Below are 11394 nucleotides of genomic sequence, written 5' to 3' on the forward strand. Positions count from 1 at the left end.
CAGAATTGCGGCAGGTGTCAATAGTCTATACGATTGGTCGTGTTTCGGCGGCTGGTTCATCACGCCGTTCCGGCAAAGGCAAACAGCAGTTTTCGGCCAGGAATTCCATCAAAACAAGCAATTAAAGCGGCCCGGCGATTTCGTGAAACACCGGGCCGCTATAGGTTAACAAGCCGACCGGAATCGTTCGCTCAAGTGCGGACGAAGCCCTTGCTGGCAACCATGAGATTGCGTGTGTAGTCTTCCTTGACGTCGCCTGCCGCCAGCTCCCTGGCACTCAGGCGTTCGACAACGGCGCCGTTTCGCATGACCACGAGACGTTCGCACATATGCGTCACGACACCGAGGTCGTGGCTGACCATAACGAATGTCAGCTGGCGATCCTTGCGAACCTGCTCGAGCAGATTGAGCACTTCGGCCTGCACCGAGGCATCGAGTGCCGAGGTCGGCTCGTCAAGCAGCAGGATGGAAGGCTCGACGATCAGCGCGCGGGCGATGGCGACGCGCTGACGCTGGCCGCCGGAGAGCTGATGCGGATAACGAAAACGAAACCCGTTCCCGAGACCCACTTCGTCGAGCGCCCTGGCAATTCGCGTCTCCGCATCGCCGATGCCGTGGATCGCCAAGGGCTCCAGCAGCAGCCGGTCGATCGTCTGGCGCGGATGCAGGGAGCCGTAAGGATCCTGAAACACCATCTGCACCTGGCGATAGAAGGCCTTGCTGCGTCTTGCCCCTTTCAGCTGCTCGCTGCCGACACGGATCGTGCCGCCGGTGACGGGTGCAAGACCTGCAACTGCGCGCAGCAGCGTCGACTTGCCTGAGCCTGACTCCCCGACCAGACCGAAGGATTCGCCCTTATTGACATCGACGTTGACCGCATCGAGGGCGTAGTAGCCGTTATAGACGACGTTGAGGCCGTCAACCGCAAGTACCGTCGTCATGCTGCCCACTCCGGTTTGCGGTCGAGTACCGGCAGAGGATGTCTGTTCTCACCGATGACGGGCATGCAGTTCAGCAGGCCACGCGTATAGGGATGCTGGGCATTGGTAAGCTCGGAAGCCTTGAGCTCCTCCACGACCCTGCCGGCATACATCACGAGCACCCTGTCGCAGAAGGAGGAAACCAGCCGCAGGTCGTGCGACACGAAAATCAGCCCCATGCCGCGCTCCGACACCAGCTTGTCCATGATCTTGAGAACGTCAAGCTGCACGGTAACATCGAGTGCCGAGGTCGGTTCGTCGGCGATCAGGAGTTCCGGCCCGGCAATCAGCATCATCGCGATCATGACGCGCTGACCCATGCCGCCCGAGACTTCGTGCGGATGCAGATCGTAGACTCGGCCGGGATCGCGGATCTGAACGGCTTCGAGCATGGCAAGCGCGCGGTCCCGCGCCTCTCCCTTGCTGATTTTCTCATGCGTGCGCAGCGTCTCGGTGATCTGCTTGCCTATGGTCATGACGGGATCGAGCGAATATTTCGGATCCTGCAGCACCATGGCGATGCGTTTGCCGCGCAAGGAGCGCCGCTGCTTCGCGGAAATCGACAGAAGATCGATGCCGCTGAAATTCAGGGTGTCAGCGCTGACGAGCGCGTGCGGCGGCGTCAGTCCCATGATGGCTCGACCGGTCTGCGACTTGCCGGAGCCGCTCTCACCGACGATCCCGAGCCGTTCCCGGCCAAGCGTGAAGGACACACCCCGAACGGCTTCGATGACGCCAGTGCGCGTGGGATAGCGAACCCTAAGATTGTCGACTGTCAGCATCGTTGTCATTGGCCGCTCTCCTTCGGATCGAGCGCGTCGCGCAGGCCGTCACCGAGCAGGTTGAAGCCGAGGCTGACGATCAGGATCGCGATGCCGGGCATGGCCGCCACCCACCATTGATCGAGATAGTACTTGAAGCCGCTGGCGATCATGACGCCCCATTCCGGCAGCGGCGGCTGCGCACCGAGGCCGAGGAAGCCAAGGCCGGCGGCGGTCAGGATCACGCCCGCCATATCCAGCGTCACGCGCACGATCACCGAAGAGATGCAAAGCGGCATGACGTGGCGGAAGATGATGCGCAGCGACGAAGCCCCCATCAGCTGCACGGCCGAGATATAGTCAGAGTGCCTGACGGTCATCGTTTCGGCACGCGCCAGACGTGCATAGGGCGGCCACGAGGTAATGGCGATGGCGATGACGGCGTTCTCGATGCCGGCACCGAGCGCGCCGGCGAAGGCAAGCGCCAGCACCAGCTTCGGAAAGGCAAGGAAGATATCCGTGATGCGCATCAGGATGGTATCGGTCCAGCCGCCGAGGTAGCCGGACACCATGCCGACGATCAACCCGATCGGCGCCGATATGATCGCGACCAGAATGACGATGTAGAGCGTCCATCGCGAGCCGTAGATCAGGCGCGAGAGAATATCGCGCCCGAGGTCGTCTGTTCCAAGAAGATAGCCGGGCGTGCCGGGTGGCTTCAGATAGGCATTGGTCAGATCACCGATGACGGGCGAATGCGGCGCAATCACATCCGCAAGCGCTGCCACCAGAACCAGCGCGATGATGATGAGCAGGCCAAGTACGGCCAGGCGATTGGCGGAAAATTGCCGCCACGTGACATAGGCGCGCCCGAGTCTGGCCTGCCGGCGCGATTGCGGCCGATCGGACAGCAACCAGTCCCGCAAGCTGGGTTGTGTGGTCTCAGCCGTCATTTACGTCGAGTCCTTGGATCGAGAGTCCGATACAAGAGATCGGAAATAAGGTTGATGCCGATGAAAACCGTGCCGACGACGATTGTGCCGCCGAGGACGGCGTTCATATCGGCATTGCGCAGCGAACTGGTGATGTAGAAGCCGATACCGGGCCAGGAGAACACGATCTCCGTCAGCACCGAACCCTCAAGCAAACCTGCGTAGGAAAGCGCGATGACCGTGATCAACGGCACCATGGCGCTGCGCAGGGCATGCCCCCAGATCACTCGCGTCTCGGAAAGGCCCTTGGCGCGGGCCGCCACGATATACTCCTGCCCCAGCTCGTTCAGCATGAAGCTGCGGGTCATGCGGCTGATATAGGCGAGCGAGAAATAGCCGAGCAGCGATGCAGGCAGGATAATGTGGCGGAACACGTCCCAGAAGACGTCCCACTGCCCCTGCAGGGCGCTGTCGAGCAGGAAGAAGCCGGTGATCGGTGTGAAGGTATATTCGTAGGCGATGTCGATACGGCCCGGATAGGCCACCCAGTTCAGCTTCGCATAGAAGATGACGAGCGTCACCATCGCCAGCCAGAAAACCGGCACCGAATAGCCGACAAGACCGATGACACGGACGATCTGGTCGATGAAGCTGTTTCGGCGAACGGCGGCGAGAACGCCGAAGGGGACACCGAACACGGCACCGATGATCGTGCCGACGGTCGCAAGCTCCATCGTCGCCGGGAAGACGCGCTTGATGTCGTCCATCACGGGATTGGTTGTCAGCACCGAGATGCCGAAATCGCCGCTCAGAGCGCTGATCAGGTAATAGTAGAACTGCAGGTAGAGAGGTTGGTCGAGATGCATCTCACGACGCAGGCGCTCCAGCACTTGCGTGGGGGCATGGTCGCCGGCGATCGCCAATGCCGGATCGATCGGAATGACGCGCCCGATGAAGAAGGTTACGGCCAGAAGGCCAAGGTAGGTCGTGACCGCTACGGCAAGAAACCGTAGCAGACCCATGAGAAAAGGAGCGGCACGGCCCTTCTTGGGCCGCACCTGCATTTTCCGTTCGACTGTGCTCAAAGAACTAATCCTGCCGGATTATTACTTGGATATCGGCCAGACGAAGTTGTTGTCGAAGCTCGGACCGAGCTTGAAATCCTTCACGTCCTTGCGATAGCCGGCGACTTCCGTCTGCTGATAGAGGATGACGAACGGGCTGGCTTCCAGGAATTTTTTCTGGATGTCCTGATACATGGCGCCACGTTTGGTCGCATCGGCTTCGAACAGCGCTGCCTTGGCTTCCTTCTCCAGCTCGGGAGAGGTCCAGGTGTTGCGCCATGTCAGCGTCTTGTTGGTGCTGGTATCGGAATTGTCGTCGTTCGTCGTGAAGGTGTCGGCGTTGGAATGGGGATCCCAATAGTCCGGGCCCCAGTTGCCGAAATAGATGTCGTGACCGCGCGCACGATACTTAGTCAGCTTCTGCTTGCCGTCGCCAGGGATGATTTCCACCTTGATGCCGGCCTGACCGAGCGTCTGCTGGATCGCCGTTGCGATGCCGGTATCCGGCTCGACACTGCGGACGTCCATGGTCACGGAGAAGCCGTTCGGCAGGCCTGCTTTGGCCAGCAGTTCCTTGGCCTTGGCCACGTCGAGCTTGAACGGATTGTCATCCAGCGAACCGAGCATGCCCTTCGGTTCGAAGGTCTGGTGGATCTCGCCAATGCCCTTGATCAGGGTCTTGCCGATGGCGTCATAATCGACCAGCGACTTGAACGCCTGCTGCACTTCCGGCTTGGCAAGGTTCGCATTCTTCTGGTTGAGGCTCATGTAGTAGATCGTGCCCTTGGGCGCGCTGGTGGAAGCGAGCTGCGGGTTCTTTTCCACGGCCTGAAGGTCGGTCGGCGAGAGATTGCGGGCAACGTCGATATCGCCGTTCTCAAGTGCCAGGCGCTGAGCCGAGCTTTCCTTCATGAAGCGATAGATGACGCGGTTCAGCTTCGCCTTCTCGCCATAGTAGTTTTCGTTGCGCTCGAGAACGATGGCTTCGTTGGCGCGCCATTCGCGCAGCTTGAAGGGACCGGAGCCGGCAAAGCCGGTCTTCAGCCAGGCATTGCCGAAATCGTTGTCATACTTGTAGTCGGCGGACGGAGTGACCGGCTTCACATGCTGGAGAACCAGCTTCTTGTCGACCACTTCGGCAACGGTCGCCGTCAGGCAGTTGAGCACGAAGCTCGGCGCATAGGGCTTGTCGACGGTGAAGGTGAAGGTGTTCGGATCGGTGGCCTTGGCCTTTTCCGTAACATTCCCGCCGTTGAGGCCGAACTGGGTGAAAATGAAGGCAGGGCTCTTATCGAGCTTGACGACGCGCTCGAAGGACCAGGCGACGTCTTCGGCAGTGATCGGATTGCCGGAGGCAAACTTGAGACCCGGCTTCAGCTTGAAGGTATAGGTCAGGTGATCGTCGGAGACGGACCAGCTCTCGGCAATATCGGCCTTGATCTTGGAGGTGTCGTTGATGTCGAGGCGGACGAGCAGGCTGTAGGTGTTGCCGGTGATTTCCGCGGCGGACAGCTCATAGGCCTCGGCCGGATCCATGCTCAGAATATCGTCGAAAGCGAAACCTTCGACCAGCGTGTCCTTGGGCGTAGCGGCGTAGGCATTCGGCGCCGCCATCAGCAGAAGCGACAAAGCCGCGCCGGCAGACAATGCGCGGAATCCGCGGTTCATCTTGGTAATCATCATTGTTTTCATTCCCCTTTTTTAAACTCTACGCAATATCAGGACGCACGTCTTCCGCTGTCTTCCTTCCAGGCGGAGGCCAGGATCCGAAGCCAGTTCTCCCTGCACAGCTTTACAAGATCGGTTTCAGCATAGCCAGCTTTGCGAAGGGCAACAATCAGGTTTTGATTGCCCGCCGCATCGGTGATGTCTTCCGGGACAGTCGCGCCGTCGAAGTCCGATCCGAGACCGACGCAATCGATGCCGACGCGCCCCACCAGATAGTCGACATGGCGCACCATGGCCTCGATCGGCGTATTGGTATCCGAACGCGCATCCTCACGCAGCATGGCCGTCGCATAGTTGAGACCGACGATGCCGTGGCTCTCCTTGATGGCGTCGAGCTGCCTGTCGGTGAGGTTGCGCGCGACCGGCGTCAGCGCATGCGCGTTGGAATGGCTGGCCACAAGCGGCTGATCCGAGGTCTTGGCCACGTCCCAGAAGCCCTTCTCGGTAATATGGGCGAGATCGACGACAATGCCGAGCCGATTGCACTCGCGCACCAGCGCGAAGCCCGCATCCGTCAGCCCCGGCCCGGTATCGGGAGAGCTGGGAAAGGCGAAGGGCACACCATGGGCGAAAATGTTGTTGCGGCTCCAGACCGGGCCGAGCGAGCGCAGGCCGGCGGCATAGAAGACCTCAAGTGCCGCCAGATCCGCATCGATGGCTTCGCAGCCTTCCATGTGCAGCACCGCTGCGAAAACACCCTTTTCCATGCAATCGCGGATTTCGGAGGTGGAGCGGCAGAGCTTCCAGGCGCCGGCGCGATCGAGCCTCAGCGCGATCGCCGCCATTTCAAGCGCAATATCAAGCGAAGGCGCCCGCTCCAGAGGGGCTGAAAGCGGCGTCGAATAGTGACCATTGCTGTCGGGATCGGCAAAGACGAGATCGTTCGACGGGATATAAATGGCGCAGAGACCACCGGCCAGGCCGCCAGCGCGCGAACGAGGCCCATCGATATGGCCGCTGGAAATCCCATCCCTGAATTCGGCGATCGGGTCGGCGCCTTCGCGCGCATGATGCCAGAGCCTCAAAAGAACGTCATTATGACCATCAAATACGGATTGCATCGTCTACCCTGGATGAAGTGCCCCACTTGGGGCAGATGGAAAGCGGCCAGAATAGAAAAGCTGGCGGGATTCGCCATACCCAAATGAAAAAAATTTGCATTTGCATGGAATTGCACATTCAAACGGAAAAGGCGGGGTAACCCCCCGCCTCAAAAGCATTTCCAGGAAAACGCGCAGCCGGTTTCTGCCCGGAATGTGCAAAGAGAAGAAATCGAGCGTTTTCGCTATTCGAGTAAAAGCGGAAACGCTCGAGAGCACTGATATGTGTGGGGCATTTCAGCGCTTGGCTCGCTTCTTCTGGCGATAAACGTCGATCGCGACGGCGGCGATGATGATGACGCCCTTGGCGATTTCCTGGTAATAGGCATCGACGTTGAGGAAGGTGAAGCCGGAAATCATCACGCCGAGGATGATCGTGCCGATCACCGTTCCGGCGATGCGGCCGACGCCGCCGGTGAGCGAGGTGCCGCCGATGACGGCCGCGGCAATGGCGTCCAACTCATAGGTGACGCCCATGCCGGCCTGCGCCGTCTGCACGCGGGCAGCGGTAATGATCCCGGCAAGACCGGCCAGAAGCCCGGCAATTGCATAGACCTTGACCAGATGTCGCTCGACATTGATGCCGGATACGCGCGCCGCCTGCACATTGGCGCCGATCGCATAGGTAAACTTGCCGTACCGCGTGTAGCGCAGCACCACATGGAATATGACCGCGATGATCAGGAAGACGACGACGGGCCAGATGCCGGAGCCGATGAAGTTGAACTGATCGGTTAGGCCCGAGATCGGCTGGCCCTTGGTGTAGAGCTTAGACAGGCCGCGCGCCGAGACCATCATGCCGAGCGTTGCGATGAAGGGAGGGATCTTCGTCTTCGTGATGAGCTGGCCGTTGATATAGCCGGCAAGCAGGCCGATCAGCAGGCCGATGCCGATCGGCACGAAAAAGGGCATGTCGGTCAGCGCCGGATAGACGGCCCGCGCCCAGGTGGATGACTGGGCGAAGCTGGCGGCGACCATGGCGGTGAGGCCGACGACCGAGCCGGAGGAGAGGTCGATACCGCCAGTGATAATGACCTGCGTCACGCCGACGGAGATGATGCCGATGACGGAAACCTGGAGGATCATGATCTTCAGGCGCTGCAGGTTCATCAGGAAACTCTGGCCGACGAAGATCCAGCCGAGGACTTCGCAGAGAAGCGCAATGCCGATCAGCACAAGGAAGATGCCGAGTTCGGGCGGAACACGGCGACGTCTTGGCCGCGTGACTGCCGGAGCGGTCGCCTCTGCAACTTTGGTAACCATGGTTCAATCCTCCCTTGCGACGGTTGCCGGCGTCACTGCGCGGCCAGTTCCATCACCTTCACTTGAGTTGCGTCCGCGCGATCCAGGAATCCGGTCACCCGCCCTTCATGCATCACCATAATGCGGTCGCTCATGCCCAGCACCTCGGGCATCTCCGACGAGATCATGATGACGGCGACGCCGTTGCGCGCCATTTCGGTGACAAGGCGATGGATTTCCGCCTTGGCGCCGACATCGATGCCGCGCGTCGGCTCATCCAGAATGAGAATGCGGGGATTGGTGAGCATCCACCGGCCGATCAGCGCCTTCTGCTGATTGCCGCCGGAAAGATTTTCGATCCTCTCATCGAGGTTGGGCGTCTTGACGCGCAATTTTTTGGCCATTTCCTCGCAGGCCTGCTCGATCGGCCCTTCCTGCACGAAACCGCCGCGCACGAACTTGTCGTGCAGCACCGCGACCTGCATGTTCTCAAGCACGCTGAGAATGAGAAGACAGCCCGTATCCTTGCGGTCTTCTGTCAGGAAGGCCATCCGGTGACGGATGGCGTCCGCCGGTGAAGAAATCGCGGCCGTCTTGCCGAAGAGCTGGATGGTCCCGGACGAGGCCGGCGTCACGCCGAAAATGGTTTCGGCGACATTGGAGCGTCCGGAGCCGACCAGCCCGGCGACGCCGAGGATTTCACCGGCCCTGACATCGAAAGAAACATTCGAGAACACGCCGTCGAGGCTCAGATCCTTGACCGAAAGCACGGTCTCGCCGATCGGCACCTCCTCCTTCGGGAACATCTGGGTGATCTCACGGCCGACCATCATGCGGATGATGTCGTCGCGGGTCACATCGGTGGAGGCATGCGTGCCGATATATTTGCCGTCACGGAACACCGAGAATTCATCGGCGATCTCGAACAGCTCGTTCATCTTGTGGGTGATGTAGACGATGCCGATGCCCTGGGAACGCAAGTCGCGGATGATGCTGAAGAGATGCTCCACCTCGCGCTCGGTCAGAGCCGAGGTCGGCTCGTCCATAATCAGCACATCGGAATTATAGGAGACCGCCTTGGCGATTTCGACCATCTGGCGGCTTGCAACGGAAAGCTCGCGCACCTGGATTTCGGGGTCGAGGGCGATATTGAGACGCTGGAAAAGCTCTTGGGTCTTGCGGCTCATCTCGGCATGATCGACGAAACCGAAACGGTTCTTCGGCTCGCGACGGATCCAGATATTCTCCGCGACTGTCATGAAGGGCATCAGGTTGAGTTCCTGATGGATCATGGCAATGCCGTTTTCCAGCGCATCCAGCGGCGATTTCAAACGGATTTCGACGCCCTTCAGGCGTACCTCGCCCTGGTCGGGGATATAAATGCCGGCGAGGATCTTCATCAGCGTCGATTTGCCCGCGCCGTTTTCGCCCATCAGCGCATGCACCGTGCCGCGCTTCAGGTGAAAGGAAACGTCGTCGAGGGCCAATACGCCGGGGAATTCCTTGCGGATGCCGTCCGCGCTCAGCAGAAAGGCTGAATTGGGAACGGCGCCGCTAGCGCGCACCGCCGCCATGGTGGATGGGCTCACAACCATTTTTCCCTCCCGGGCAGATCTGATTTGTGGGGATGCGGGCATTGAGACCCGCATCCATCGATCGTCAGGCGATCAGTTCTTCTTCACGAAGTCCTTGACGTTTGCCGGCGTTACGAGCTGGAAGGGGATGTAGACCTTCTTGTCGATCTTATCGCCCTTGGCGAGCTTCAGTGCAGCATCGACTGCGCCCTTGCCCTGGCCGGCCGCATCCTGGAATACGGTGACCTTCAAGTCGCCGGCCTGCATGGCGGCAAGCGCGTCCTGCGTCGCGTCGACGCCTGCAACGACGATCTTGTCCATCGACTTGCCCGCAGCCTTCAGCGCCTGGATGGCGCCGATTGCCATTTCATCGTTGTTGGAGATGACCGCATCGAATTCGAGGCCGCTAGAGAGCCAGTTGGTCATCAGGTCGGCACCCTGGGTGCGCTGCCAGTTGGCGGTCTGCTCCTGAACGATCTGGAGGCCCTTGCAGGCGTCGGTGGCGATGACGTCATGCACGTCCTTGGTGCGCATGCGGGCAGCCTGGTTGGACAGCTCGCCCATCATAACGACGACCTTGCCCTTTCCACCCAAAAGGCGGCAGACTTCCTTGGCTTCCAGCGTGCCGGATTCCTGCTCGTTGGAAGCAACGAATGCCTGTTTGTCCGGAAGGCTGTCGACGTTTGCCGGCTCGCGGTTGACGTAGACAAGCGGGATCTTCGCTTCGGCAGCCAGCTTGGAAATGGCGGCCGTCGCATCGGTATCGACCGGGTTTACGATGATGGCATCGACCTTACTGGCGATGAAGTTCTGGATCTGGCTCTGCTGCTTGGCGATGTCGTTCTGCGCGTCTTCGACCTGCAGCGTCACGCCGTTCAGGCCCTTTGCATAGTCCTGCATGCCGTTGCGCAGAACGGTCAGGAAGTTGTCGTCGAACAGCGCCATCGACACGCCGATCGTCTCGGCATGAGCGGCAGTCGACAGCATGAGCGCCATCGCCGAACCAAGAATGAATTTCTTCATGTTTTCCTCCCAGATACGGTGCCCGGCCACACCCCTCCTGAATGCCGGAACCCCCGGTCTCGACCGCGGGGCCTGTCAACCAATTCGACCAGCACTCCCATGCCGGTCACATCGAGAAAACGGAACAAACAAACCGTAAAACTTCAAGTACGGAATATTCATTCCATTTTTAACAACAAAGGTCAATACAAATTTGGGAGAGCACCGCTAAACGCGGCGAGGGCGGATTCCCTGCCAGACCGTATCGCGATCTCTCAGATTCGCTTCCGGCGCCTTAGTTTTCTGATTTTGCACATGCCGCAGCGGCAAAACGCTGCACACTTTCGCGAGGCATGCGTCGGAGCCGATGCAAGTATCGACCGCAGCACCTACATAACGGCACCCCATTCGATGAAACGGTTATTCCATCGCCATAGGAACGGGGTAGGATAATACTGATCCCGGTCGCCCGACGGCGGCCCGTAACGGAGAAAAGACATGCCCTCGATGTACAGTTTCTCGGTCCCCGTCTTTCAACGCGGCCTGCACAACCTTTCGGCCTATCTCGATAAAATCGAAGCCTATGCCTCTGAAAAGGGTGTCGATGCGGGCGAAATCATCACGGCACGCCTCATTGAAGACATGCTGCCGCTCTCCGGCCAATACCAGCGCGCCTCCGATACAGCGAAGCTCACCATCTCCCGGCTCGCCGGCATCGATGCGCCGCGTTTCGAAGACAATGAGACCACGATTGCCGACCTTCGCGAGCGCCTGAAGAAAACACAGGATTTTCTCGCGACAGTGACGCCGGCCACCATGGAAGGCAGCGAAACGCGGGAGGTGACGATCTCGCCAGGCGGTAACAAGACCGTCTTCAAGGGTGAGGATTATCTTGCGAAGTTCGCGTTGCCGAACTTCTTCTTTCACATCACCACGGCACACGACATCCTGCGCAGCCGTGGCCTGCCGATCGGCAAGATGAACTATCTGGGATCGTTTGCCTAAGAACGA

10 protein-coding genes are annotated in these 11394 nt (G+C 59.7%); 1 reads left to right on the forward strand and 9 read right to left on the reverse strand.

The features are described 5' to 3' along the window. Nucleotides 1-191: 191 nt before the first annotated feature. The 9 genes from ACIQJ2_RS20340 to ACIQJ2_RS20380 form a co-directional block, all read right to left on the reverse strand. Nucleotides 192-941, reverse strand: coding sequence for an ABC transporter ATP-binding protein (locus ACIQJ2_RS20340; protein ID WP_400670974.1), 750 nt, complete (start codon nt 939-941; stop codon nt 192-194). Then, nucleotides 938-1771: an ABC transporter ATP-binding protein gene (locus ACIQJ2_RS20345; protein WP_199150975.1), complete on the reverse strand. Its 834-nt coding sequence runs from the start codon at nt 1769-1771 to the stop codon at nt 938-940. The genes ACIQJ2_RS20340 and ACIQJ2_RS20345 overlap by 4 nt, the downstream gene beginning before the upstream one ends. Then, nucleotides 1768-2694, reverse strand: a complete 927-nt coding sequence (locus ACIQJ2_RS20350; RefSeq protein ID WP_199150974.1) for an ABC transporter permease — start codon at nt 2692-2694, stop codon at nt 1768-1770. The genes ACIQJ2_RS20345 and ACIQJ2_RS20350 overlap by 4 nt, the downstream gene beginning before the upstream one ends. After that, nucleotides 2691-3758 carry an ABC transporter permease gene (locus tag ACIQJ2_RS20355; RefSeq protein ID WP_199150973.1) on the reverse strand — a complete coding sequence of 356 codons (1068 nt, stop codon included), beginning with the start codon at nt 3756-3758 and terminating at the stop codon, nt 2691-2693. The genes ACIQJ2_RS20350 and ACIQJ2_RS20355 overlap by 4 nt, the downstream gene beginning before the upstream one ends. Nucleotides 3759-3779: 21 nt before the next feature. Then, nucleotides 3780-5420: an ABC transporter substrate-binding protein gene (locus tag ACIQJ2_RS20360; protein ID WP_199150972.1), complete on the reverse strand. Its 1641-nt coding sequence runs from the start codon at nt 5418-5420 to the stop codon at nt 3780-3782. Nucleotides 5421-5455: 35 nt separating this feature from the next. Then, nucleotides 5456-6526, reverse strand: a complete 1071-nt coding sequence (locus ACIQJ2_RS20365; protein WP_400670979.1) for a dipeptidase — start codon at nt 6524-6526, stop codon at nt 5456-5458. A gap of 276 nt (nt 6527-6802) precedes the next feature. After that, complete coding sequence (locus ACIQJ2_RS20370) at nt 6803-7828, reverse strand: ABC transporter permease (protein ID WP_400670982.1); 1026 nt, start codon at nt 7826-7828, stop codon at nt 6803-6805. A gap of 32 nt (nt 7829-7860) precedes the next feature. Continuing rightward, nucleotides 7861-9402: a sugar ABC transporter ATP-binding protein gene (locus ACIQJ2_RS20375; RefSeq protein ID WP_400670985.1), complete on the reverse strand. Its 1542-nt coding sequence runs from the start codon at nt 9400-9402 to the stop codon at nt 7861-7863. 72 nt (nt 9403-9474) lie between these two features. Continuing rightward, a complete protein-coding gene (locus ACIQJ2_RS20380; RefSeq protein WP_400670987.1) occupies nt 9475-10404 on the reverse strand; it encodes a sugar ABC transporter substrate-binding protein in 930 nt (309 codons plus the stop codon). A 477-nt stretch (nt 10405-10881) separates the two neighbouring features. Between ACIQJ2_RS20380 and ACIQJ2_RS20385 the strand changes: the two genes are divergently transcribed. After that, complete coding sequence (locus ACIQJ2_RS20385) at nt 10882-11388, forward strand: DUF1993 family protein (protein ID WP_400670989.1); 507 nt, start codon at nt 10882-10884, stop codon at nt 11386-11388. Nucleotides 11389-11394 lie beyond the last annotated feature (6 nt).

It is taken from the genome of Rhizobium sp. NPDC092011, assembly GCF_044756305.1.
GTDB lineage: Bacteria > Pseudomonadota > Alphaproteobacteria > Rhizobiales > Rhizobiaceae > Rhizobium.